Raw genomic sequence first — 25,081 nt, forward strand, 5'->3', positions numbered from 1 at the left:
GGCCCGCGGACTCCTGCGGGCCGCCCTTCTCCGTCGCCCGGGAGGCTGCGGCGGGGGCCCGGGTGCCCGCGCCTTGCGGAGGCCGTCGCGGGCCGGCCGTTTCCGCCGCCGGAGCTGTGCCGTGGGCCGCCCGGCCCTGCCGTCGCCCCGTGCTGTGCCGCAGGGCGCCGCCACGGCTGCCTCTGATCTTCGTCGGCCCGCGCCCCTTTGCCGTTCCTTTCCCGCCCCTTGCCGTCCCCGCGTGCCGCTCTTTGCCGGGCGCGGACGGGGGCCGGAACCGCCGTTCGGCGCGTGCTCGTACCGTCCGGTTTCCCGTATTGCACACGTGTTCGCGCTGCCTACGCTCCCAGCGACTTCAAGGAGGTGGGTATGGACCACAACCACGACGGCGGGGAGTTCTTCGCCCTGCTCGACGGGAAACCCGTGTCGGCGCAGACGGCCGACTGGCTGGGCCGGGTCGACGCGATCGCCCCCGTCATCGAGAAGTGGCGCGAGGAGGGCGAGCGGCAGCGGTTCTCGCCGCTCCCGGTGTTCGAGGCGCTGCGCGACGCGGGCTTCCCCCGGATGCTGGTCTCCCGTGAACTGGGCGGCTCCCAGGTGCCGTTGGAGACCGGGTCGCAGGCGCTGCAGGCGCTGGCCCGGCTGGACCCGGCGGTCGGCTGGCAGATGGGGGTGCAGGCGGCCATCGGGCGGCTCTCGGACTACCTGCCGGAGCCGCAGGCCCGCGAACTGTTCCTGGACCAGGACGCGTTGGTGGTCGGCTCGGTCAACCCGACGGGCACGGCCGAGGCGGTCGACGGCGGGTACCGTCTCTCCGGCCGCTGGGGCTTCGCCAGCGGTTCGGCGCACGCCGCCTGGCTGGTGTGCGCGGCCCGCGTCACCGTCGGCGGCACACCCCGCACGACGGACCGGGGCGGCCCGGAGATCCGGATGCTGTTCGTCCCGAAGACCGCCGTACGGATGCTGGACAACTGGCACACGCTCGGCCTGCGCGGCACCGGCAGCGAGGACTACGAGGTCGACGACGTGTTCGTCGCCGAGCAGTACACCGTGGACCAGCGGGACATGTTCGCCGCACCGCCGGCCCGCCCCTCCCGCGGCTACGGCATCAGCTACTACGACTTCGGGCTGTTCGGCTCGTCGTCGACCGTGCTGGGCGCGGCCCGCGGTGCGCTGCGCGAGTTCCAGCGGCTCGCCCTGACCAAGCGGCCGGCCGCCGGCACGAGCACGCTGGCCGCCGGTCACACCGTCCAGGACCGGTACGCCCGCGCCGAGGCGAAGGTGCGGGCCGCGCGGCTGCTGCTCGCGGACGCCGGCTGGCACGCCGAGCGGTACGGCGAGACCGGCGGCGACGCGCTGAGCGCCACGGTCCGGCTGACCGCGGCGACCGTGGCCGAGCTCAGCTGCGCGGCGATCACCTCGCTGTTCACCGTGGCGGGCACCTCCTCGCTGTACGCGAGCAGCCTGCTCGAACGCTACTTCCGCGACGCGCACTCGGCCGCGAAGCACATCACCCTCTCGCCCACCAACGTCGAGATGGCGGGCCAGTACCTGCTGGGCGGCGGCCTCGCCATGCGCCGCTGAACCGCCCCGGTACCGGCCCCACTTCCCCAACCGCGACCTGCCCGGAAGGACAACCATGCAGACCATGAAGGCCCTCCAGCTCCTCGCCCCGCGCCAGACCGTGCTCGCCGACGTGCCGCGCCCGGCGGCGCCCGCCGACGGCCTGCTGCTGCGCACCCGCTGCGTGTCGATCTGCTCGACCGACATCTCCTTCTTCGAAGGGCACCTGTTCCCCTCCGAGTACCCGGTGATCCTGGGGCACGAATACCTCGGCGAAGTCGTCGAGAAGGGGCCGGAGTTCAGCCGCTCCGACATCGCGGTCGGCGACCGGATCGTCTACTGGGGACAGACCGACTTCGGCGGCTTCGCCGAGTACCGGACGCTGCGCCCGGTCTTCTCCGGCGAGGTCAAGGAGGACGTGTTCTGGGCCGACCGCAACTTCAACGACGACCTGCGGGCCGCCGCGGTGAAGATCCCCGACGCCCTCGACGACCTCCAGGCCTCCTTCATCGAGCCGACCACCGGCGCGCTCCGCTCCATCCTGGGCAACCCGCCGAAGATCGGCGACAAGGTGCTCATCATGGGCACCGGCCCGATCGGCATCATCGCCGGCAGCGTCATCAAGCGCCTGTTCGCCCCGAACCAGGTGGTGTCCGTCGACGCCAACCCGATGCGCAACCAGCACGCCACGGAACACTTCTCCGAGCGTGCCTACCTGCCCGAGGAGCTCATCGCGGAGGTCGCCGAGAACACCTTCGACTACGTCTTCGACGCGCTGCCCACCGTGCGCGTCGACGACGAGGAGAAGGACCCCCGCCGGGTGGCGATGCGCCGGCTGAAGCCCAAGGGCCGGTACGTGCTGTACGGGGCCTCTCAGGAGATGCAGAAGTTCGACACCTGGCTGATGCTCGCCAAGGGCATCAACATCAGCGCCTCGCCCTTCGACGTCACCGCGTTCCCGATGCACCACTCCGCGAACGTGATCCAGACGGCCATGCAGATGCTGCTGTCCGGCATCGTCGACGGCAGGCGCCTGCTCTCCACCGTGCACAGCTTCCGGGACTACGACGGCCTCGTCGAGATCTTCAAGAACTACCGCAGCACCACCGACCTCAAGACGATCGTCGACTTCCGCGCGGACGCTCCGCTTTAGGGGCCGCTATCCGTCTGCGGGTTCGTTGTGGCTGGTCGCGCAGTTCCTCCCCCAGCCTTCGGCCGGGGGTGCCCCCCGCGCCCCTTCGGGGCGCGGCTCCACCGCGCCGTCACCCCATACAGAAGGGAAAGCAGGAGTGGACACGCCCAGGACCAGCCAGCCCCTCGCATCCGTGGCGTCCGACGCGGACTTCGTCGTCGTCGCCAACCGTCTCCCGGTCCACCTGGACAGCCAGGGCCCGGACGGGCCGCGCTGGCGGCGCAGCCCGGGCGGACTCGTCAGTGCCCTGGAGCCCATCCTGCGCGCCCGCCGGGGCGCCTGGGCGGGCTGGGCCGGGACCACCGTCGGCGGCGCCCCCGCGGACCTGCCCGACCAGGACGTCCGGCTGCACGCGGTCCCGCTGGACGAGACCGAGTACCGGGAGTACTACGAGGGCTTCTCGAACACCACGCTGTGGCCGCTCTTCCACGACGTGGTGGTGCCGCCCGACTTCGACCGCGGCTGGTGGCAGAGCTACCAGCGGGTCAACCAGCGCTTCGCCCGGCACGCGGCGGCCCTCGCCGCCCCGGGGGCGACCGTCTGGGTCCAGGACTACCAGCTGATGCTCGTCCCCCAACTGCTGCGCGCCCTGCGGCCCGACGTACGCATCGGCTTCTTCCTGCACATCCCCTTCCCGCCGCCCGAACTCTTCCTCCAGCTGCCCTGGCGCGGCCAGATCGTCGACGGCCTGCTCGGCGCCGACCTGATCGGTTTCCAACTCCCGGGCGGCGCCCAGAACTTCCTGCACCTGGTGCGCCGGCTGCGGCGGGCGGAGAGCGTCGGACACGCACCCCGCTCGTCCGTTCTCGGCACCGTCCTGGTGGGCGACCGCGAGGTCCGCGTCGGCGCCTTCCCGATCTCGGTCGACGCGGCCGGCCTGGAGGAACTGGCCGCCGGCGAGACCGTAAAGGTGCGGGCCCGGCAGATCCGCCGGCAGCTGGGCGAGGACCGCAGGATCATGCTGGGTGTCGACCGCCTCGACTACACCAAGGGCATCGACCAGCGGCTGCGCGCCTTCGAGGGACTCCTCGCCGACGGCCGGGCCACCGCACGGGACACCGTCCTCGTCCAGATCGCCACCCCGAGCCGGGAACGCGTCGAGCACTACCGGCGCCAGCGCGCCCGCATCGAGGCCCGGGTCGGGCACATCAACGGCACGTTCGGGCAGGTCGGCCAGGTCCCGGTGCACTACCTGCACACCACCGTCGACCGCACCGAACTCGCCGCCCTCTACCGGGCCGCCGACGTCATGCTGGTGACACCGCTGCGCGACGGCATGAACCTGGTCGCCAAGGAGTTCGTCGCCGCCCGCCCCGACCTGGGCGGGGCGCTGGTGCTCAGCGAGTTCGCGGGCGCCGCGCAGGAGCTCACCCGGGCCCTGCTGGTCAATCCGCACCACCGGCACGAACTCCAGGACGTCATGGCCACCGCCCTCACCCTGGACCCGGCGGACGGTCGGCGCCGCATGCAGGACCTGCGGCGGCACCTGAGCGAGCGGGACGTCCACCACTGGGCCCGCTCCTTCCTCACCGCCCTGGGCGGCGCCGGACACGGCGCGCTCCTCCCGGAACCCGGCGACCCGGCACCCCGTGCGAGCGTCGCCTGACGCCCTTCGACGAGAGGACGTATCCATCATGACCCGACCGACGCCCCGCGTCCGCAAGGCCGTCGTCCCGGCCGCCGGGCTCGGCACCCGCTTCCTGCCCGCGACCAAGGCCACCCCGAAGGAGATGCTGCCCCTCGTCGACAAGCCCGCCATCCAGTACGTCGTGGAGGAGGCCGTCGCCGCCGGTCTCGACGACGTCCTCATGGTCACCGGACGCGGCAAGCGGGCCCTGGAGGACCACTTCGACCGCAACGCCGAACTCGAGGCCGTCCTGTCCGGCAAGGGCGACACGGCCCGGCTCGACCTGGTGCGCGCCGCGACCGACCTCGCCACCGTCCACTACGTACGCCAGGGCGACCCCAGGGGCCTCGGGCACGCCGTGCTCTGCGCGGCCCCGCACGTCGGCGACGAGCCCTTCGCGGTGCTCCTCGGCGACGACCTGATCGACCCCGCCGACCCCCTCCTGCCGTTCATGACCGGACTGCGGGACGAACTGGGCGGCAGTGTCATCGCCCTGCTCGATGTCGGCGCCGACCACATCCACCGCTACGGCTGCGCCGCCGTCGAGCCCGGCGACCGGCACGGCGTCGTCCGCGTCACCGACCTGGTCGAGAAGCCCGAGCCGGGCCGGGCGCCCAGCACCCTCGCCGTCATCGGCCGTTACGTCCTCGACCCGGCCGTCTTCGAGGTGCTGGCCAAGACCGGCCCCGGGCGCGGCGGCGAGATCCAGCTCACCGACGCCCTGCGCACCATGGCGCGCGATCCGCGGATCGGCGGCCCGGTGCACGCGGTGGTCTTCACCGGCCGCCGCTACGACACCGGTGACCGCGGCGAGTACCTGCGCGCCACCGTCCGGCTGGCCTGCCGCCGCGAGGACATCGGCCCGGAGTTCCGTGCCTGGCTGCGGCACTTCACGGCGGCGGAACTCGCCGGCCCGCCGACCGCACCCCCGCCGTCGCACCGTTCGTGACCACGCCCGAGGAGGCGCCGTATCCCATGTCCGTCGCTGCCGAAGAAGCCGCCGAAGAAGCCGCCGAAGAAGTCGCCGAAAACGCTGCCGAGAACGCCGCCGAAGAGCTCGGCTTCACGCGCGCCATGGCCCGGGTCCCCGGCCCGGTGGTCGTCACCACCACGGTCGACGACAGCGGACGCCGCTGGGGGTTCACCGCGAGTTCCTTCGTCTCCCTCTCCCTCGACCCGCCCCTGGTGACGGTGAGCCTGGACAAGAAGGCCAGTACGCACCCCGCGTTCGCCGTCGCCGGTCACTTCATGGTCAACGTCCTGGCGCACGACCAGTCGGAGATCGCCCGGCGGTTCGCGACCTCGGGCGTGGACCGGTTCGCCGCGGGCGACACCGAGCCCCTGGAACGCGGACTGCCCGGCATCCCCCGGGCGGTGGTCCGGCTGGCCTGCCGGATGCACGAGGTCGTGGACGGCGGCGACCACAGCATGCTGGTCGGCCGGGTCCTGGACTGCGTCACCTCCCACGAGCGGGAGGCGCTGGTCTACGTCGACCGGGGCTTCGTACGCCCCGCCGCACCGGAAGCCGCCCGTGCCCGCTGACCCCGGACCGGACCCGGGCCCCGGGGCGAGCCCGTCCCGGCCGCGGCTCGCCGTCCTGGGCACGGCCCACCCGCACCTGGCCGACCACCTCCGCGCACTCGCCGGCCGCGCGGAGGTGGTCGCCGTACACGAAGGGCGCCTGCCCTGGGGCGGGGCCGGTCCGCATCCCGGGCTGCGCGGGGTGCCCGTCGTATCCGATGCCGCGGCCGCGCTCGCCGGCGCGCAGCTCGCCCTGGTCTGCGCCACGACCGCCGAGCACCCCGAACTGCTCACGGCCGTCGCCCGGGCCGGTCTGCCGGTCCTGGTGGAGAAGCCCCTGGCCGCCGGCCTCGCCGGGACGCAGGAGCTGGCGGACCGGCTCGCGGCGGCCGGTACGGCGGTGACGACGGCGATGTTCCTGCGCTGCGCCCTCGCGCTGCGCCGGGCCCGGTCGCTGCTGGCGGAGGGGCGGCTCGGGCGGCTGGTGGCGTGCGACGCGTGGTTCACCCATCCCGGCCTGCTGGACGGGCTGTTCACCGATGCCGGGGCGGCCTGGATGCGGGACGCGCGGTGGGGTGCCCGGGGCGCCTTCGCGGATCTCGGGGTGCACCTCGTGGACCTGCTGCGCTGGCTGCGGCCCGAGGCCGGCCTCCGGGTCCGCGGCGCCGTCCTGCACCCGCCGCCGGACGGCCTGCCGGGCGACGCGGGCGGCACGGCCCTGCTGGACTGGGGCGCGGTACCGGCCGCCCTGCACGCGGGGTGGCTGTCGCGCCCCGGGGGCGTCCGGCTGCGCCTGGAGGGAACCCGGGGCACGCTCCAGGTGGCGGGCGGCGAGCTGACGCTGGCCACCGCGGACGGCACGCTCACGGAGGCCCACCGGCCACCGGCGGCCGGCGACGCCATGACCGCGTTCCTGACGGGCGCCGGGGAGTTGGCCGACGTGGCGGACGCTGTGGCCTGCGCCCGCGTCCTGGAGGAGATCGCCGGGGCGGCCGTACGCGGGTGAGTGCTCTGCCGGAAGGGCGCCCCCGAAGGGGCGCCGGGGGGACCCCGGCCGAAGGCTGGGGGGGAGGAACTGCGCGACCAGCCACGACGGCGTTGCAGTCGACCGACGGCATGTCGCGGCCTGCCGCTCAGGGCGTTGCCGCGTGCCTGGTGCGCCAGGTCTGCTTCTTGGCCTGGTTGCCGCAGGTCTCCATCGAGCACCAGCGGCGGTTCCCGGGGCGGGACGTGTCGAGGAACCAGGCGGCGCAGTGCGGTCCGGAGCAGGACCGTACCCGGTCCAGCGCGGGCGAGGTGGCCAGCGCGAGCGCGTCGCGGGCGATGTCGGCGAGGACCGCGCCCACCGGATCCGCGGCGCTCCAGGTCACCGTGCCGTCCGCGGCGAGCACCGGAACCGGGGGAGCTGCGGCGGCGGCGCGGTTGAGCAACTCCCGCTCCCCGGGCGGGCAGCCGGCCGGGCCGGCGGACGAGCGGGCCGCGGTCAGCAGCGCGTGCACCGCCTCCCGTACCGCCCGCGCCTCGTGCAGCACGTCCGGTGCCGGGGCCGGGACGGCGGCGCCGTCGGGATAGGGGCCCAGCTGGGCGACCCAGGCGGTCAGGGCCTCGGGGGTGTCCAGCTCCTCGGTGGCGCCGTCCATGCCGCGCAGCCTGAGCGTGCGCATGAAGTCCAGGCAGATCCGGCCCGCGCCGCTGCGGAAGCGGGGGGCCGTGGGCGCGGGTGTGTCGGGCATGAGAACCACCCTACTGCGGAACCGGTTTTACTGGTACCGTCGAAGAACCGGTTAAAGCGGTTCTTGGTGGAGCCTCCGAACCCTCCGGCTCCGCCCCTCTTCCTTGCTTTCTCTGTCTCTCCCTGTCTCTGTCCCCTTCCTCGCCAGAGGTGTGTCGTGTCCGCTGGGCCTCCTTCCCCCTCGTCGCCGACGCTGAGCCGGCGCCTGATCCTGCTGCTCTCCGTCGCCTGCGGCGTCGCGGTGGCCAACATCTACTTCCCGCAGGCGATCAGCCCGCTCATCGCCGACGACCTGCACGTCTCCCCGGAGTCCGCGGCCGTCGTGGTCACCTGCGCCCAGCTCGGCTACGCGGCCGGCATCTTCCTCCTGGTCCCGCTCGGTGACCGGCTGCGCCACCGCGGCCTGGTCACCACCCTGCTGCTGGTGACCTGCGCCGGGCTGGTGCTGGCGGGCACCGCCACCTCCCTGCCGGTCCTCGCCGTCGCCAGCGCGCTGGTCGGCCTGACCACCGTGGTCCCGCAGATCCTCATCCCCATGGCGGCCGGCCTGACCGCACCGGAGCGCCGCGGCGCGGTCACCGGCACCCTGCTGTCGGGCCTGATCGGCGGCATCCTGCTGGCCCGCACCTTCTCCGGCACCCTCGGTGAGTGGCTCGGCTGGCGCGCCCCCTACCTGGTCGCCGCCGGCCTGGTGCTCGTCCTCACCCTGGCCCTGGCCGCCGCGCTCCCCAGCACCACACCGAGCACCGACCAGCCCTACCCGGCCCTGCTCGCGGCCTCCCTGCACCTGCTGCGCACCGAGCCGCAGCTGCGCCGCTCGGCCCTCAACCAGGTGCTGGTGTTCGCCGCGTTCAGCGCCGCGTGGACCGCCCTCGCGCTGTACATCACCGGCCCCGCCTACCACCTCGGCACCCCGGCGGTCGGCGTGCTCGCCCTGGTGGGCGCGGCTAGCATGTTCGCCACCCCGGTCGCCGGACGCCGCACCGACCGCCAGGGCCCCGACGCCGTGAACCTCGTCTGCATGGCGGGTGCCATCGCCGCCGGCGCGCTGCTGCTGACCGGCCACCTCGGCGGTGCCGCCGGCCTGGTCGGCCTGGGCGCCGGGATGCTCCTGCTCGACGTGGCCATGCAGTCCGGCCAGGTCGCCAACCAGGCACGCATCTTCGCGCTCCGCCCCGAGGCCCGCGCCCGCCTCAACACCGCCTACATGACCTGCGCGTTCCTCGGCGGCAGCGCCGGCTCCTGGCTGGGCGTGCGGGCGTACTCCGCCTTCGGCTGGAACGGCGTCTGCGGCCTGGTCATGCTCCTGGCCGGTCTCGCCCTCCTCCGGCACGTCCTGCGCGCCCGCCCCGCCGCGGCCCCGGCGCCGGAGCAGGTCACCGCCTCCGACTCCACCTCCGCCCCGGCGGCCCGCTGACGCACCCGTCCGCCCGGTCACCCCGCAGTCACCCAGTCACCGCACACACAAGGAGCTGTCATGCCCGATAACCTCCGCCGGAAAAGCACCACCTGGGGCCTGACCACGCCCCCGGCCGGCACCGCCCGGGACCGGCAGGCGGTCGCCCGGTGAGCGAGTGGGACTACGTCATCGTCGGGGCCGGCTCCGCCGGCTGCGTGCTCGCCGACCGGCTCAGCGCGGACGGCACCGCCCGGGTGCTCCTCGTCGAGGCCGGCACCGGGACCGCCGGGGACCGCCCCGAGGTGCAGGTGCCGATCCTCTTCCCGCGGCTGTTCGGCGGCGACCTGGACTGGAACTTCAGCACGGTGCCCCAGTCCGGCCTCGCCGACCGCGCGATACCGATCCCGCGCGGGAAGGCGGTCGGCGGCTCCTCGGTGATCAACGCCCAGCTCTGGACCCGCGGCCACCGCGCGGACTACGACGGCTGGGCGCGGGCGGGACTCGACGGCTTGGGCCACGACGACCTGCAGCCCTACTTCGACCGGGCCGAGCAGCGGATCAGCCTCTCCGGGCTGCGCTATCCGCTGCCCGTGACCCCGGCGTTCGTCGACGCCTGCGCGCGCCTCGGGTACACCCCGGCCGCCGAGGTCCAGGAGGGCTACGCCCTGGCCCGCGCGACCCACCGCGACGGCCTGCGGCACAGCTCTGCCGACGCCTACCTCACGCCGGCCCGGGAGCGGGCCAACCTGACCGTCCTCGCGGACACGCTGGTGCACCGCGTGCTGTTCGAGGGCACGCGGGCCGTCGGGATCGAGGTCGAGGGGGAGTCGGGCACCGAGACCCTGCGCGCCGGACGCGAGGTCGTCCTCTCGGCCGGCGCCGTCGGCAGCCCGCACCTGCTCCTGCGGTCCGGAGTGGGCCCCGCGGCGGAACTCGCCCGCCACGGCATCCCCGTGGTGCGGGACCTGCCGGGGGTGGGCCGCGACCTGACGGACCATCTGCTGGTCCCGCTGGCCTTCGAGGCCCAGGGCTTCTGGTCGCCCGGTTCGGGCACCTCGCCGGAGCAGATCGACCAGTACCTGCGCGACCGCCACGGCTCGCTGGACTCGATCATCTCCGAGGCGCTGCTGTTCCTGCGCACCCGGGACGAACTCGACGCCCCCGACGTCGAGATCGTCCACCTGGTGGTGCCGCTGGGCGAGCACCAGCGGCCCGCGGCGCACGGCATGGCCCTGGGCGTCATCCTCATGCGCCCGCACAGCCGCGGCACCGTCACCCTGCGCAGCGCCGACCCGTACGACGCCCCGCTGATCGACCCGGGCTACCTGACCGACGAGGCGGGGGAGGACCTGGGGACCCTGGTGGCCGGCGTGCGCGCGGCCCAGCGGATCCTGCGCCAGCCGGACCTGGCGCAGTGGCTGGGCAAGCCGCTCACGGACGGCGCGCTCTCCGAGGACCTCGACGACATCACCGCGTACATCCGCGCCACCGGTGGCAGCATCCATCACCTGGTGAGCACCTGCCGGATGGGCACGGACGAACGCGCCGTCGTCGACCCGGCGTTCGCGGTCCGGGGTGTGAGCGGTCTGCGGGTGGTGGACGCGGCGGCGATGCCGAGCCTGGTGAGGGCGCACACCCACGCCCCGGTGACCGTGCTCGCCGAACGCGCCGCGGACGTACTCCTCGGCGAGCGCTGAGGAAAGAGCCGCCAGCGACCCCGGCCGGTGACTCCCCCGCCCGGCCGGGGTTTCCGCGCGCCCGCCCCGCCGGGGTGTCGGGGCCCGGCGCTGACAGCCGGGTGCGGGGTCGTTCCTGGCCTCCGTACAGCCTTCTCATGCATCTCTTATTTAGGCCTTATCGAGCCATCACGGTGCGTCCCTACCTTGCGGGTCATGTTCTTCACCTACCTGAGGCGCGAACTGCGCCGCCGCAGAAAGGCGGCTCTCGTCGTCGCCTCCGGCCTCGCGCTGGGCATCGCACTGGTCATCGTGGTCAACTCCGTGTCCAACGGCATGGGGAAGGCACAGGACAAGGTCCTCCAGTCGCTGTACGGCCTGGGTACGGACATGACGGTCACCAAGGCCGCGTCGGCGACCACGAGCGCCTCCCAGCGGCCCCGCTTCAACTTCGACGCGCAGAACAACGGTTCGTCGAGCACGCAGAGCAGTGACCGTGTCATGGTGCAGGGCTTCACCACCCTCGCCTCCACCACCGTCACCAAGGTCGGCGGCCAGAAGGGCGTCGCGACCGCGGTCGGCGGGCTGAACCTCAACGTGGTAAAGATCAGCGGCCAGTTCACGCGGGGTCAGTTCCAGCAGAACCAGGGCTCCGGCGGCAACGGCGGCAACGGCGGCGGCTTCGGCGGCGGCGGCAACGGCCAGCCGCAGGGCGAGGTCAAGGGCGGTGGCGCCAACTTCGACGTCAACTCGTACACGGTCTACGGCACCGACGTCACCCAGACCGAGGTCGGCCCGCTGACCTCGTCGAAGATCACCAGCGGCCGTACCTTCAAGACCACCGAGACGGACGCCAAGGTCCTGGTCGCCGACTCGGCGTACGCCAAGGAGAAGAAGTACAAGGTCGGTTCGACCGTCACCATCAACAAGGTCAAGTTCACCATCATCGGCATCGCGACGGCCGACAGCGGTGACGCGGCGGCCAACCTGTACATGCCGCTGAAGCAGGCGCAGACACTCGCCGACGAGAAGAACAAGGTCACCACGATCTACGTCAAGGCGACCGACTCCAAGCAGATCTCCTCGGTCAAGAAGACCATCCAGAGCAACGTCTCGGGTACGACGGTCACCACCTCCGCCGACCTCGCGGACACCGTCTCCGGATCGCTGTCCACGGCGTCCTCGCTCGCCACCAACGTCGGCAAGTGGCTGTCCATCGCGGTGCTCGTGGCCGCGTTCCTGGTCGCCGGCCTGCTCACCTCCTCGGCGGTCTCCCGCCGCGTCCGTGAGTTCGGCACGCTGAAGGCGCTGGGCTGGAAGTCCGGCCGGGTCACCCGGCAGGTCATCGGCGAGGCCATGGTCAACGGCCTGGTCGGCGGTGCGCTCGGGATCGCGCTCGGCCTGGTCGGCGCGTACGTCGTCACCTCGATCAGCCCCACCCTGGAGGCGTCCCTCGGCGGCGGCGGTGGCAACGCGGGTGGCGGCCCCGGTGGTGGCGGCGGCTTCGGCGGCGGTCCCGGCCGGCAGACCGCGAAGACCCTGGAGGTCGCCCTCACGGCACCGGTCAGCGTGACGACGATCGTCCTCGCGGTGGGCCTCGCGGTGGCCGGCGGCCTGATCGCGGGCGCGTTCGGCGGCTGGCGCGCGTCCAGGCTGCGGCCGGCGGATGCACTTCGGCGCGTCGAGTAGCCGACGCCGGCTGGGGCGGGGGGCGGGGTGGGGACGCTCACCGGCGCTTGCCCGGTGCCTCCCCCAGCCTTCGGCCGGGGGGACCCCCAGCGCCCACCCGTGCCGCCCCAGCGGCACGACTGCCCGCGGCTGGGAAGAAGCGCCGGCTGCAGCGCCCCTTCAGGGGCGCGGGGAACTGCGCGAGCGACCCCCACCGGCCCGCAGCCGACAACCGACCGCCCCACCCCGAAAACCCTCCAGGAGCCACCATGTACGAACTCAGAAACGTCACCAAGCTCTACACCCGGGGCAAGGACACCGTCCGCGCCCTCGACGGCATCGATCTCACCATCGCCGACGGCGACCGCCTGGTCATCCAGGGCCCCACCGGCGGCGGCAAGTCCACCCTCCTGCAGATGCTGGGAGGACTCGACCGCCCCTCCTCCGGCGAAGTCGTCCTCGACGGCACCGACTTGGCGAAGCTCTCCGAGACGAAGCTGACCCGGGTCCGCAGCGAGAACATCGGTTTCGTCTTCCAGTCGTTCAACCTGATCCCGACGCTCACCGCCCAGGAGAACGTCGAGACCGCCCTCGTCCCGCTCGGCGTCAAGACCAAGGAACGGCGCGAACGCGCCGCCGAGGCGCTGACGTCGGTCGGTCTCGGCGAGCGCCTCGGCCACCTGCCCTCCGAGCTGTCCGGCGGCCAGCAGCAGCGCGTCGCCATCGCCCGGGCCCTCGTCAAGCACCCCAAGGTGCTGCTCGCCGACGAGCCCACCGGCAACCTCGACGAGGGCATGCGCGACGAGATCATGGACGTACTGGAGCGCATGTGGAAGGAGCACGGTCTGACCTTCATCATGGTCACCCACGACTCCGCCATCGCGAAGAAGGCCCCGCGCCTCGCGACCATCCGCAAGGGCAAGATCACCGTCAAGGAGAACGCCGGCGCATAACACCGGCGCGCCGCGCCCAACCGCGCGGTTGTGTAACGGTGTTCACCCCGGCGCGTAACAGTTGTCCCGCACTCTTCTTACCGGTCTCTCATCTATTGAGCCCGCTGATCGCCCCCCGGCATACTCCGTATTCCGGGGGGTTGACGTATGTGCGTACGAGACTGCCCCCGGCCGGGTGAACGGGGAATTCGCCCGGTACACCGTCTCCTGGGGGAGTCTTGCGCAGACAAGTGAAAAGAGCCGCCGCGGCCACGGTGGCCACAGCGGCGGCCGTCGCGCTCGCCGCGGGCATGACCAGCCCGGCATCGGCGAAGCCGGAATCGCGCGCCGCTTCGGCAGCGGCCGCCTCTTCGCTCACCGCCAAGCACCACGTCACCCTGATCACCGGCGACCGGGTCGCCCTCGACGCCAAGGGCCGGGTCGTCGGCCTGGAGCGGGCCAAGGGGCGCCAGCACATACCCTTCCGGATCAGCAAGGTCGACGGGCACACCCTCGTCGTCCCCGGTGACGCCGTCCAGCTGGTGGCCTCCGGCAAGCTGGACCAACGGCTGTTCGACGTCACCGAGTTGAACAAGGCCGCGACCCGCAGGGCGCAGAAGAACGGCCTGAAGGTCATCGTCGGGTACCAGGGCGCGGCCACCGCGACCAAGGCCGACGTCCGGGACGCCGGCACGCTGCGGCACAGCCTGAAGACGCTGAACGCGGACGCCGTGCAGACCCCGGCCAAGGAGACGCCCGAGCTGTGGGACGCGGTCACCAACGGCGACAAGGCCGCCTCCGGCATCGCGCACGTCTGGCTCGACGGCGTCCGCAAGGCCAGCCTGGACAAGTCCGTGCCGCAGATCGGCGCGCCCACGGCATGGAAGGCCGGTTACAACGGCAAGGGCGTCAAGATCGCCGTGCTCGACACCGGTGTCGACACCACCCACCCGGACCTCAAGGACCAGGTGATCGAGTCCAAGAACTTCAGCGCGGCAGCCGACGCCTCCGACCACTTCGGCCACGGCACGCACGTCGCGTCCATCGCGGCGGGCACCGGTGCCAAGTCGCACGGCAAGTACACGGGTGTCGCGCCCGGCGCGAAGATTCTCAACGGCAAGGTCCTGGACGACACCGGCTCCGGTGACGACTCCGGCATCCTCGCCGGCATGGAGTGGGCGGCGGCCGAGGGCGCCGACGTCGTCAACCTCAGCCTGGGCGGCTTCGACACCCCGGAGATCGACCCGCTCGAAGCCGAGGTCAACAAGCTCTCCGAGCAGAAGGGGATCCTGTTCGCGATCGCCGCGGGCAACGAGGGCCCCGAGTCGATCGGTTCGCCGGGCAGCGCCGCCGACGCGCTCACCGTCGGCGCCGTCGACGGCAACGACAAGCTCGCCGACTTCTCCTCCACCGGCCCCGCCGCCGACGGCTCCATCAAGCCGGACGTCACCGCGCCCGGCGTCGACATCACCGCGGCTGCGGCCAAGGGCAGCGTCATCGACCAGGAGGTCGGCGAGAACCCGCCCGGCTACCTGACCATCTCCGGCACGTCGATGGCGACCCCGCACGTCGCGGGCGCCGCCGCGATCCTCAAGCAGGAGCACCCCGACTGGGGCTACCAGGAGCTGAAGGCGGCCCTGGCCGGCTCCGCGAAGGGCGGCACGTACACGCCGTTCCAGCAGGGTTCGGGCCGGATCGCCGTCGACAAGGCCATCAAGCAGACCGTGCTCGCCGACCCCGTGTCGGTGAACTTCGGTGTGCAGCAGTGGCCGCACACCGACGACACCCCGGTCACCAAGCAGCTGACCTACCGCAACCTGGGCACCAAGGACGTCACCCTCAGCCTCGCGGCGACCGCCACCGACCCCAAGGGCGCGGCGGCCCCGGCCGGCTTCTTCAAGCTCGGCGCGACCAAGGTGACCGTCCCGGCGGGCGGCAAGGCCTCCGTCGACGTCACCGTCGACACGAAGCTGGGCGGCACCCTCGACGGCGCCTACTCGGCGTACGTCACGGCGACCGGCGGCGGCCAGAGCATCCGCACGGCGGCCGCGGTCCAGCGCGAGGTGCAGTCGTACAACGTCACCGTCAAGCACATCGGACGCGACGGCAACCCGACCGGTGTCTACAGCACCGACCTCGTGAACTACTCGGGCCTCGGCGACGGCCGCGACTACGTCGTGCCGGCCGACAACTCCGGGACCGCCACCATCCGGGTGCCCAAGGGCACGTACCTGCTCGACGCCTGGATCGCCAAGGACTTCACCACCTTCGACGGCGGTCTCGACTGGCTGGTCAACCCGAAGCTGAGCGTCACCAAGGACCTCACGCTCACCATCGACGCCCGCACCACCAGGTCCGCCGACATCACGGTGCCGGACGCGCAGGCCACCCCGCACTCGGCGACCGTCGACTACATGTACGACCCGGCCGGCATCGGGTTCGGGGTCGGCTTCGACACCTTCGACAAGATCCGGCTCGCCCCGCTGGGTGGCGAGGTCAGCGGTCTGACCCAGACCTGGAGCGGTCAGTTCACCAGGGGCGCCGGCGAGGAGTACGACGTCGCCACCAGCGCCCAGGTCAAGAAGGTCCAGGGCGACAAGGTCCGGCACTTCAAGACCGGTGAGCTCGCCACGGTCACGAACGCCGTCGGCGCCTCCGCGCCGAACAAGACCGGCTCGGTCGCCCCGTGGGGCGTGGTCGGCGAGGACGTCGTGATGGGTGACGCGGTGGAGCAGAAGCTGCCCACCACCCGCACCTTCCACATCTCCACCGTGGACCACGCCCAGTGGGCCTTCGACGTCACGCAGTTCTCCGGCCACGACGCCCAGGGCGTGCCGATCGCCGACGCCTTCTACACGCTGGGCGACCCGAAGACCTACAGGGCCGGCCAGACCTACCGCAACACCTTCAACAGGGCCGTCTTCGGCCCGCACCTGAGCCGCGAGTACGGCCTGTTCCGTGACGGCAACCAGATCTTCGGCGTGGTCCCGCTGTTCTCCGACAGCGCCAGGCACGCCGGGTCCTCCGACTTCCTGTCGGTGAACACCACCCTGTACCGCAACGGCACCAAGGTGGGCTCCAACAAGGACCCGCTGTTCGGCGACGGCGTGTTCACGGTGCCGTCCGCGAACGCCGAGTACAGGCTGACCACCTCGGTCACCCGCTCGGCCAAGGTCGCCGCCGCCTCCACCCGGATCGACGCGAGCTGGACCTTCCACTCGAAGAAGCCGGCCGGCAACACCGCGCCGGCCCAGCTCCCGGCCTCCACCGTGCACTTCGGTGCCGCCACCGGCGCGGACAGCCGTGTCGAGGCGGGCAAGAAGGTCACCTTCCCGGTCACCGTCGAGGGCGCGGCCGCCGGCCGCAACCTGAAGTCCCTCACGGTCTACGTGTCCTACGACCACGGCCGGAACTGGCGGAAGGTGACGGTCAGCCACGGCAAGGTCACCGTCAAGAACCCGGCCAAGGGCAAGGCCGTCTCGTTCCGCGCCACGATCGTCGACAAGAAGGGCAACAAGTCGATGATCTCGATCTACGACGCGTACTACGGCAAGTGAGCCGTGACCGCTGAGTAGACACCCCAGCGAGCGGCCCGTCGGAAGCGCGGCTTCCGGCGGGCCGTTCTCCATGCCGTGGATGCCGTCGGTCAGGGGGCGGGGGCGACCCGGGTGGCGTCCGTGCCCCAGCTGGCCAGCAGGCGCAGCGCCTCGGCCGACGCCGAGCCCGGTTCCGCGTGGTACGTGACCAGGGTCTGGTCCTGGTCGCCCGCCATGCGGAACGACTCGTAGTTCAGGGACAGCTCACCCACCAGCGGATGGTTCATCCGCTTCACCCCGTACGACTTCTCCTTGACGTCGTGGGTCGCCCACAGCCGGCGGAACTCCTCGCTCTTGACCGAGAGCTCGCCGACCAGCGCGGAGAGCCGGGGGTCGTCCGGGTAGCAGCCCGCGTCCATCCGCAGCTGGCACACGATGTCGATCGCCTTCTGCTCCCACTCGACGAAGAGCTCACGGTAGTCGGGCCGCAGGAACGTCAGCCGGGCCCAGTTGCGCTCCGCCGCCGGCAGCTCCGCCCAGTCGCCGAAGAGCGCCGCCGCCATCCGGTTCCACGCCAGGATCTCCGAGCGCCGCCCCACGATGTACGCGGGCACGCCCTCCATCGACTCCAGCAGCTGCCCCAGCGACGCCCGCACCTGCTGCGGCCGCGCCGACGCCTTCTTCTTGTGCTGCTTGCCCTTGGCGAGGTGGGTGAGATGCGCGTGCTCGGCGTCGGTGAGCCGCAGCGCGCGGGCGATCGAGTCCAGCACCTCCGCCGAGACGTTCCGCCCGTTGCCCTGTTCCAGGCGCGTGTAGTACGCCACCGACACCCCGGCCAGCTGCGCCAGCTCCTCGCGCCTGAGCCCCGGCACCCTGCGGTGCCGCCCGAAGTCCGGCAGCCCCACGTCGGAGGGGCTCAGCCGGGCCCGCCGGGTGCGCAGGAACTCGCTGAGCTCGGCACGCCGGTCCAGGGACGGGGAGGCGGTGGCGGGGCCGGCTGCGGAGGGGAGGGGCTGGTCTTCCATACATCCAGTATTCACGGTCGTACGCACCCGAACCTGATCCCGCCAGTGGTAGGCACGGCAGACGTACGCAGAGGCGGGGGCTGGGTGACGGACGTAGCGTGGAGGAGCCTGGAAACGTGCCCGGGACGGAAGAAGGCGACCGGGTGCGAAGACACCTCTAGGAGAACCCCCCTCATGACCACTGTTGCTGCTTACGCCGCGCCCGCCGCCAAGGCACCGCTGGAGCGGACCACGATCGAGCGGCGCGCGGTCGGCGAGTTCGACGTCCTCATCGACATCGAGTTCGCCGGTATCTGCCACTCCGACATCCACCAGGCCCGCGAGGGCTGGGGTACGGCGATCTTCCCGATGGTGCCCGGTCACGAGATCGCGGGCGTCGTCTCCGAGGTCGGCCCGGGTGTCACCAAGTACGCGGTGGGGGACCGCGTGGGCGTCGGCTGCATGGTCGACTCCTGCCGCGAGTGCGACAACTGCAAGGCCGGTCTCCAGCAGTACTGCACCGGCGGCGGCCCCACCTTCACGTACAACGGCGTCGGCAAGGACGGGCAGCCGACCTACGGCGGCTACTCGCAGAAGGTCGTCGTCGACGAGAACTACGTCGTCCGCATCCCCGACGGCCTCCCCCTCGACGTCGCGGCCCCCCTCCTCTGCGCCGGCATCACCACTTACTCGCCCCTGAAGCACTGGAACGCCGGTCCCGGCAAGAAGGTCGCGGTCGTCGGCCTCGGCGGCCTGGGCCACATGGGCGTGAAGATCGCCGCCGCCCTGGGCGCCGAGGTCACCGTCCTCTCCCAGTCCCTGCGCAAGAAGGACGACGGCCTGAAGCTGGGCGCCACGCACTACCACGCGACCAGCGACCCGAAGACCTTCCAGGACCTCAAGGGCACCTTCGACATCATCCTCAACACGGTGTCGGCCCCGCTCGACTTCGACGCCTACCTCTCGCTGCTGAAGACCGACGGCGCCATGGTGAACGTCGGCATCCCCGAGGAGCCGGTGCACATCCTGCTCTCCTCCGTCTTCGGCAACCGCCGCAGCCTGAGCAGCTCCGGCATCGGCGGCATCCCGGAGACCCAGGAGATGCTCGACTTCTGCGCCGAGCACAACCTGGGCGCCGAGATCGAGCTGATCAGCGCCGACCAGATCAACGAGGCGTACGACCGGGTCGTGAACAGCGACGTCCGCTACCGCTTCGTGATCGACACGGCGACGATCTGAGTTACCGCCGCTGCCTCCGGCCGAGGAGCCAGAGCAGATAGGGGCCGCCGACCAGGGAGGTCAGCGCACCCACCGGGATCTCCAGCGGGGGGACCAGGGTGCGCGCCACCAGGTCGGCGGTCACCAGCACGAGCGCGCCCGTCAGCGCCGAGCAGACCAGCGGCAGCTGGGGGGTGCGGGTGAGCCGCCTCGCCAGCTGCGGCGCGGTCAGCGCGACGAACCCGATGGGCCCCGCGGCACCGGTCGCGGCGGCGGCGAGCACGACGCCGAGGGCGGTGAGGCCGAGCCGGGCCCGGTCCACGCGGAGGCCGAGGGCGGCGGCGGTGTCGGGGTCGAGCCCGAGCGGCCGCGCCGCCCGGCTCGCCCACACCAGCCCCGGCAGGGCGAGGAGGAGTACGACGGCGAGCGGCCCGGCCTGCTCCCACCCCCGCCCGTTCAGACTGCCGGTCAGCCACAGCTTGACCTGCTCGGCCGCGTCCAGCTCGCTGTCGGTGAGATACAGCTGGACGACGGCGGACAGGGCGACGCCGATACCGACGCCGGTGAGCACGAAGCGGCTGGGCTGCATGCCGTGGCGCCAGGCGAGCGCGTAGACCAGGGCGGCGGCGGTCAGCCCGCCGCCGACGGCGACGACGGGCATCGCGGCGGGCGAGGCGACGGCACCGGTGGCCAGCGCGAGCACGGTCGCGGCGGCGGCGCCGTGGCCCACCCCGATGACGTCGGGGCTGGCCAGCGGGTTCCGCGTGACGGTCTGCACGAGGGCCCCGGCGAGGCCGAGCGAGCCGCCGACGAGGGCGCCGAGCACGATGCGGGGGACGCGCAGCTCGTTGACGACGAGGCCGTAGGGGGTCTGCTCGCCGCGGAGGGTGCGCCAGACGCCGGCGGGGGAGATGTAGGTCTGACCGAGGCAGGCGGAGGCGGTCATGGCGACGGCGAGGAGGGCGAGCAGGGCGAGGGCGACGAGAATCGAACGCTTCTGAAGGACGAGGGAAAGGCGGGGGTGGGGCCGTAGCACCACGACTGCAGGCCGGTGGGGGCTGATCGCGCAGTTCCCCGCGCCCCTTGCGGGGCGCTGCACCGCCGCGTCTCTCCTGCCGCGGCACCCGCAGACAGCGTCGCAGCTGCTCAGCTGGGGCGATGGGGGTCCCCCCGCGCGAGCGAAGCCGAGCGTGGGGGAGGGTGGGCGCAGCGGCGCCCTGCCAGCGCCGGTAGGTGCAACCCCCCGCCCCCGGCCCCGATCCCGGGTGCGGCTCACGTCACGGCCCCTTTCCTCCGTACCAGGGCCACCAGCACCGGCACCCCCACCAACGCCGTCATCACCCCGGCCGGCACCTCCGCAGGAGCCCGCACCACCCGGCCCACCACATCGGCGCCCACCAGCAGCCCCGCCCCGAGCAGCGCCGACAGCGGCAGCACGCGCCCGTACCCCCCGCCCCTGACCAGCCGCCGCGCCAGATGCGGTACCACCAGCCCGACGAACGCGATCGGCCCGGCCGCGGCCACCGCCGCGGCCGTCAGCAGCGTCGCGCCCAGCGCGGCGCACCCCCGGACCACCTGCACCCGGTGCCCCAGCGCCCGCGCCGCCTCGTCGCCGAGCGCCAGCGCGTCCAGCCCCCGGGCGCAGGACAGCACCAGCACGGTGCCCACCGCCAGGAACGGCAGCATCCGTACGACCGTCCCCGCGTCCCGCCCGCTCAGCGCCCCCACCTGCCAGAACCGGAACTGGTCGAGCGTCGCCGAGCTGGAGGTGAGGACGACGGTCGTCGCGCCCGCGGTCATCGCGGACAGGGCGGTGCCGGCGAGCGCCAGCTTCACCGGGGAGGCCCCGCCCCGCCCGCGCGCCGCGACCCCGTACACCAGGCACGCGGCGGCGACGGCGCCGGTGAAGGCGTACCAGACGTAGGCCCCGAAGCCGTACCCGGAGCCGCCGAGGACGATGGCGAGCACGACCCCGGCCGCCGCCCCCTGACTCAGGCCCAGGATGCCTGGATCGGCGAGCGGGTTGCGGGTGACCGCCTGGAGCGTGGCCCCGGCGAGGCCGAGCGCGGCGCCCGCGGTGAGGCCGACCTCGGTGCGGGGCAGGCGGAGGGAGCGGACCACGAGCGCGTCGGGGGAGGACCCGCCGTGCAGCAGGGCGTCGAGGACGGTCGCCGGCGGTACGGCACGCGTGCCGACGGCGAGGCTGAGCACGGCGACGACGGCCACCGCGAGGGCGGCCGTCGGCCAGAGCAGGGCGCGGCGCACTTAACGCAGGTGCTCGGCGAGCTGCCGTACGACCAGACGCGCGGCCGTGGGGCCGGCGTTGAGGTACCAGGGGTCGTCGTCGACCTGGACGGCGTGCCCGGCCCTGACCGCCTTCATCGACTTCCACAGCGGCCCGGCGAGCACGGCCGCCGCGTCCGTCTTCGCCGCGTCGCCCTGCACGGAGTAGAAGATCCAGTCGCCGTCGGCGGTGTCGACCTTCTCCGCGCTGATGTCCAGCGAAATGGCGTTGAACTGCTGGGACCTGGGGCGGGAGAGGCCCATGTCGACGGCTATCGAGCCGGTGAAGGAGGAGACGCCGAACATCCGGGTGCGGTCGGGCGTGAAGCGGACCATGGACACGGTGGCCGAGCCGTCGAGGGCGGAACCGCTCTCCTTCGCGTTGCCGACGATGCCGTCGAGGAGTTCCTGCGCCTTCTGCCCCTCGCCGACCGCGTCCCCGACGAGCAGCAGGTCCCGCTTCCAGTTGATGCCGTTGCCGGCCGTGACGACGGTCGGGGCGATCTTCGACAGCTGGGGGTAGAGGTCGCCGAGCGAGTCGTTGACCAGGATCAGGTCGGGCCTGGCGGCGGCCAGGGACTCCAGGTTGGGGGACTGGCGGGTGCCCGCGTCGGTCATCGCGGCGAGCTTCTTCCTGTACTGCGGGAAGGCGTCGGCGAGGTAGCCGGGGACCAGTCCGGCATTCTCGGCGCGGGTGCCTGCGGTCGGGACGATGCCGAGGGTGAGCAGGTCGTCGAGCTGCCCGGTGCTGAGCACCGCGATCCGCTTCGGCTGTGCCTCGATGGTGGTGCTGCCCTCGAAGTGGGTGACCGTGCGCGGGAAGACGCCGTCGGTGTCGGTGTCGGAGCCCATCCCGTCGGCGAGGGCACTCGGCGCGGCGGAGGGGCCCGCGGAGGCGCCGGCGACCTTGTTCACGGTTCCGTCGCCGTGGGCGGCGGCAGCGGCATCGTCGTCACCGCCGGACGACGAGCAGCCGGCCAGCAGGCCGCCCACCACGGTCACGGCGGACACCGCCAGGACGGCCCTCAACCTCAACGCACGCACGACTGACTCTCCCGATCAATGACTAAGGTGAGCCTTACCTTAGCTGGTGTCGGGGGTACGTTGGACGGGAGGAGGTCCCACGATGACCGTGAACCTGAACCACACCATCGTCGCCGCGCACGACAGGCACGCCTCGGCGAAGTTCCTCGCCGACATCCTCGGTCTCGAAGTCGGCCCGGACTACGGCCCGTTCGCCCCGGTCGCGCTGCCCAACGGCGTCACCCTCGACTACATGGACACCCCCGGGGACATCCCGCCGCAGCACTACGCCTTCCTGGTCTCCGAGGACGACTTCGACCAGATCTTCACCCGGGTCCGGGAAGCCGGCCTCAGCTACTGGGCCGACCCGCACCACAGCCGTCCCGGCGAGGTCAACACCAACGACGGTGGCCGCGGCACCTACTTCGACGACCCCGACGGCCACCGCCTGGAGATCCTCACCCGCCCCTACGGCAGCGGCGGCTGACCCCGGGCGCCGGTCGTCAGGCCCGGAGCCCCTTGAGGCCGTCCTGGGCGGCCATGACCAGCTCGATGCCCCGGTTGTCGGCGGCGGGCTCGCGCATCTGGTTCGTCACGTACGCCATCGCCAGCCGCTCGTCGGGGTCGACCCAGACCAGCGCGCCGCCCCAGCCGCCCCAGCCGAGGGCGCTGCCGAAGAGGCCGTAGCCGAGGCCGTACCGGGCCGGCATGCCGAGGACGCGGTCCTCGCCCTCGAACTGGAGCTCCCGGGCCCGCTCGCACCCCTCGGGGGACAGCACCCGCACCCCGCCGACGGTTCCGCCGCAGGCGAGCAGGGACTGGACGAGGGCGACCGAGCGGGCGTTGCCGTAGCCGCTCGCCGCGGGGATCTGCGCGCGGCGCCAGGCAAGGCTGTTGCCGTCCCGGACGCGGAGAGCGGTGGCGGTGGTGGGGGCGGCGGGGGTCGCGTCGCGGCTCGCCGCACTCGCCGTGTAGTCCTCGTCCCGGCCCGGCGGCGGCACGGTCAGCGCCACCCGCGGGTCGTGCTCGGGGCCGAGGCCGAGGTGGAAGTCGGCGCCGAGCGGCCCGGCCACCTCCGCGGCGAAGAACTCGCCCACGCTCCGCCCGGTGATCCGGCGCAGCACCTCACCCACGAGGAACCCCTGGGTGAGCGAGTGGTACCCGGCCGCGGTCCCCGGCTCCCACTGCGGGGCCTGCCCGGCGAGCCGGGCCGTGGCGGTCGTCCAGTCGTACAGCTCCTCGGCCGGTCCCACCCAGTCGGGCAGCCCGGCGGTGTGCGACAGCACCTGCCGCACCAGCACGTTCTGCTTGCCGGCCGCGGCGAACTCGGGCCAGTAGCGGGCGACCGGCGCGTCCGGATCCAGCGCGCCCCGGTCGATCAGGACGAGCGCGCACAGCGCGGTCATCGTCTTGGTCACGGAGAACACGTTGACGATCGTGTCCCGCTCCCACGCCCGGGTCCGTCCGGCGTCGGCGAACCCGGCCCACACGTCCACCACCGGCTTCCCGTCCACGAAGACGGCCACGGCGCCGCCCACGTCGCCTTCGTCGACGAATCCGGCGAGTGTGGAGGGCACGGCGGTGAACAATTCGTCGTACGAGCCCTGGATGTCGGCCATGCACGCCATTGAGCCCGCAGAAGCGCGCCCCGGCAACCGAATATCGGCGCAGCGGAGCGCCCCGCAGGGGCGCTGGGGGTGCCCCCGGCCGAACGCTGGGGGAGGAACTGCGCGACCAGCCGCGATGGCGCCGCAGTCGACAGACGGCACACCGCGGCACTCCCGGCAGAGCGCTCGGCGCATCAGCCCGACGCACATGGCCGCCCCGCCCGCGTCACCCGCGCGGAGCGCCGCCCCCGGAGCCCGGACCTTCGGTCAGGTCCGGCCGGCCCTCGGCATCTGCTGCCTCGCCTGCCTCAGGAGGTGCTTGCGCAAGGCCCCGCCGGAGACGACCTTCGACGAAGACCCGGCCCCGGCCCCCGCCCCGGAAACGGCGACGGACCAGGCGCGGGACACGGAATCGCCGGGAACCCTGACGCGTTGAGGGGGATGGACATCGGAGGCCGCCGGTGTGCGAGCCGAGGAGCCCGGGTGATCGGGCCGACGAGTATTGGAGGGGTCGCGATGACTGTGCAGACGCAGAGGGCCGTGCTGGCGGGCGGATGTTTCTGGGGGATGCAGGACCTGATCCGCAAGCAGCCGGGAGTGACGGCGACCCGGGTCGGCTACACCGGAGGTGACGTGGCGAACGCGACGTACCGCAACCACGGCACGCACGCGGAGGCCATCGAGATCCTCTTCGACCCCGAGAAGACCGACTACCGCGCTCTCCTGGAGTTCTTCTTCCAGATCCACGACCCGAGCACCAGGAACCGCCAGGGCAACGACATCGGCCTCAGCTACCGCTCGGCGATCTACTACGTCGATGACGAGCAGAAGCGGATCGCCGAGGACACGATCGCGGACGTGGACGCCTCCGGGCTGTGGCCGGGCAAGGTCGTCACCGAGGTGGAGCCGGTCGGCCCCTTCTGGGAGGCCGAGCCCGAGCACCAGGACTACCTGGAGCGCTACCCGAACGGCTACACCTGCCACTTCCCGCGCCCGGGCTGGAAGCTGCCCGTCCGCGCGGAGGGCTGACGACGGGACGGCCCGGCACGCCGCGGAAGCCTTTGCCCGAGGCTTCGCGTGGCGCCGGGCCGTGTCCGACG

At 72.7% G+C, this 25,081-nt stretch carries 20 protein-coding genes; 14 read left to right on the forward strand and 6 right to left on the reverse strand.

Annotated elements, in window-relative coordinates:
- The first annotated feature begins 369 nt into the window (after positions 1–369).
- The 6 genes from ACZ4UV_RS17080 (at position 370) to ACZ4UV_RS17105 (ending at position 6,909) form a co-directional block, all read left to right on the forward strand.
- Entirely contained in the window at positions 370–1,584 is a 1,215-nt protein-coding gene (locus tag ACZ4UV_RS17080) for an acyl-CoA dehydrogenase family protein (RefSeq protein WP_390044410.1), read from the forward strand.
- 55 nt (positions 1,585–1,639) lie between these two features.
- The gene (locus ACZ4UV_RS17085) at positions 1,640–2,716 is read left to right on the forward strand and encodes a zinc-dependent alcohol dehydrogenase (RefSeq protein ID WP_390044412.1); all 1,077 of its coding nucleotides are present in this window, start codon (positions 1,640–1,642) and stop codon (positions 2,714–2,716) included.
- 136 nt (positions 2,717–2,852) lie between these two features.
- Complete coding sequence (locus ACZ4UV_RS17090) at positions 2,853–4,361, forward strand: alpha,alpha-trehalose-phosphate synthase (UDP-forming) (RefSeq protein ID WP_451018778.1); 1,509 nt, start codon at positions 2,853–2,855, stop codon at positions 4,359–4,361.
- 28 nt (positions 4,362–4,389) lie between these two features.
- The gene (locus ACZ4UV_RS17095) at positions 4,390–5,331 is read left to right on the forward strand and encodes a UTP--glucose-1-phosphate uridylyltransferase (protein ID WP_451018779.1); all 942 of its coding nucleotides are present in this window, start codon (positions 4,390–4,392) and stop codon (positions 5,329–5,331) included.
- 26 nt (positions 5,332–5,357) lie between these two features.
- A complete protein-coding gene (locus tag ACZ4UV_RS17100; protein WP_467838655.1) occupies positions 5,358–5,924 on the forward strand; it encodes a flavin reductase family protein in 567 nt (188 codons plus the stop codon).
- The gene (locus ACZ4UV_RS17105) at positions 5,914–6,909 is read left to right on the forward strand and encodes a Gfo/Idh/MocA family protein (RefSeq protein ID WP_451018781.1); all 996 of its coding nucleotides are present in this window, start codon (positions 5,914–5,916) and stop codon (positions 6,907–6,909) included. Before ACZ4UV_RS17100 ends, ACZ4UV_RS17105 begins: the two co-directional genes overlap by 11 nt.
- A gap of 127 nt (positions 6,910–7,036) precedes the next feature.
- On the opposite strand, the gene ACZ4UV_RS17110 is transcribed toward ACZ4UV_RS17105, so the two are convergent.
- Complete coding sequence (locus ACZ4UV_RS17110) at positions 7,037–7,636, reverse strand: CGNR zinc finger domain-containing protein (protein ID WP_451018782.1); 600 nt, start codon at positions 7,634–7,636, stop codon at positions 7,037–7,039.
- Positions 7,637–7,792: 156 nt separating this feature from the next.
- On the opposite strand from ACZ4UV_RS17110, the gene ACZ4UV_RS17115 reads away from it, so the two are divergent.
- The 5 genes from ACZ4UV_RS17115 to ACZ4UV_RS17135 all read left to right on the forward strand — a co-directional run bounded on the left by ACZ4UV_RS17115 (position 7,793) and on the right by ACZ4UV_RS17135 (position 16,867).
- Positions 7,793–9,052, forward strand: a complete 1,260-nt coding sequence (locus tag ACZ4UV_RS17115; RefSeq protein ID WP_451018783.1) for an MFS transporter — start codon at positions 7,793–7,795, stop codon at positions 9,050–9,052.
- 149 nt (positions 9,053–9,201) lie between these two features.
- Positions 9,202–10,731 carry a GMC family oxidoreductase gene (locus tag ACZ4UV_RS17120; RefSeq protein ID WP_451018784.1) on the forward strand — a complete coding sequence of 510 codons (1,530 nt, stop codon included), beginning with the start codon at positions 9,202–9,204 and terminating at the stop codon, positions 10,729–10,731.
- Positions 10,732–10,926: 195 nt separating this feature from the next.
- On the forward strand, positions 10,927–12,399 hold the full coding sequence (locus ACZ4UV_RS17125) for an ABC transporter permease (RefSeq protein ID WP_451018785.1): 1,473 nt from the start codon (positions 10,927–10,929) through the stop codon (positions 12,397–12,399).
- 248 nt (positions 12,400–12,647) lie between these two features.
- Complete coding sequence (locus ACZ4UV_RS17130) at positions 12,648–13,331, forward strand: ABC transporter ATP-binding protein (protein ID WP_451022023.1); 684 nt, start codon at positions 12,648–12,650, stop codon at positions 13,329–13,331.
- Between the two features lie 230 nt (positions 13,332–13,561).
- Complete coding sequence (locus tag ACZ4UV_RS17135) at positions 13,562–16,867, forward strand: S8 family peptidase (protein ID WP_451022024.1); 3,306 nt, start codon at positions 13,562–13,564, stop codon at positions 16,865–16,867.
- A gap of 89 nt (positions 16,868–16,956) precedes the next feature.
- Here the strand turns inward: ACZ4UV_RS17135 and ACZ4UV_RS17140 are convergent, their stop codons facing one another.
- On the reverse strand, positions 16,957–17,871 hold the full coding sequence (locus ACZ4UV_RS17140) for a helix-turn-helix domain-containing protein (RefSeq protein ID WP_451022025.1): 915 nt from the start codon (positions 17,869–17,871) through the stop codon (positions 16,957–16,959).
- 174 nt (positions 17,872–18,045) lie between these two features.
- Between ACZ4UV_RS17140 and ACZ4UV_RS17145 the strand changes: the two genes are divergently transcribed.
- Positions 18,046–19,089 (forward strand): NAD(P)-dependent alcohol dehydrogenase, encoded by a 1,044-nt coding sequence (locus tag ACZ4UV_RS17145; protein WP_451022026.1) that lies wholly within the window; start codon positions 18,046–18,048, stop codon positions 19,087–19,089.
- A 1-nt stretch (position 19,090) separates the two neighbouring features.
- Here the strand turns inward: ACZ4UV_RS17145 and ACZ4UV_RS17150 are convergent, their stop codons facing one another.
- The 3 genes from ACZ4UV_RS17150 to ACZ4UV_RS17160 form a co-directional block, all read right to left on the reverse strand.
- Positions 19,091–20,107 carry a FecCD family ABC transporter permease gene (locus ACZ4UV_RS17150; protein ID WP_467838663.1) on the reverse strand — a complete coding sequence of 339 codons (1,017 nt, stop codon included), beginning with the start codon at positions 20,105–20,107 and terminating at the stop codon, positions 19,091–19,093.
- 233 nt (positions 20,108–20,340) lie between these two features.
- The gene (locus tag ACZ4UV_RS17155) at positions 20,341–21,333 is read right to left on the reverse strand and encodes a FecCD family ABC transporter permease (RefSeq protein ID WP_390044440.1); all 993 of its coding nucleotides are present in this window, start codon (positions 21,331–21,333) and stop codon (positions 20,341–20,343) included.
- On the reverse strand, positions 21,334–22,386 hold the full coding sequence (locus ACZ4UV_RS17160) for an ABC transporter substrate-binding protein (protein ID WP_451018731.1): 1,053 nt from the start codon (positions 22,384–22,386) through the stop codon (positions 21,334–21,336).
- 91 nt (positions 22,387–22,477) lie between these two features.
- Between ACZ4UV_RS17160 and ACZ4UV_RS17165 the strand changes: the two genes are divergently transcribed.
- The gene (locus ACZ4UV_RS17165) at positions 22,478–22,861 is read left to right on the forward strand and encodes a VOC family protein (protein WP_390044442.1); all 384 of its coding nucleotides are present in this window, start codon (positions 22,478–22,480) and stop codon (positions 22,859–22,861) included.
- 16 nt (positions 22,862–22,877) lie between these two features.
- Here ACZ4UV_RS17165 and ACZ4UV_RS17170 read toward each other — a convergent pair whose 3' ends face one another.
- Positions 22,878–23,993, reverse strand: coding sequence for a serine hydrolase domain-containing protein (locus ACZ4UV_RS17170; RefSeq protein WP_390044444.1), 1,116 nt, complete (start codon positions 23,991–23,993; stop codon positions 22,878–22,880).
- A gap of 504 nt (positions 23,994–24,497) precedes the next feature.
- On the opposite strand from ACZ4UV_RS17170, the gene msrA reads away from it, so the two are divergent.
- Positions 24,498–25,010, forward strand: a complete 513-nt coding sequence (gene msrA, locus ACZ4UV_RS17175; protein ID WP_351486150.1) for a peptide-methionine (S)-S-oxide reductase MsrA — start codon at positions 24,498–24,500, stop codon at positions 25,008–25,010.
- Positions 25,011–25,081 lie beyond the last annotated feature (71 nt).

This window comes from Streptomyces sp. NPDC028289, assembly GCF_055565975.1.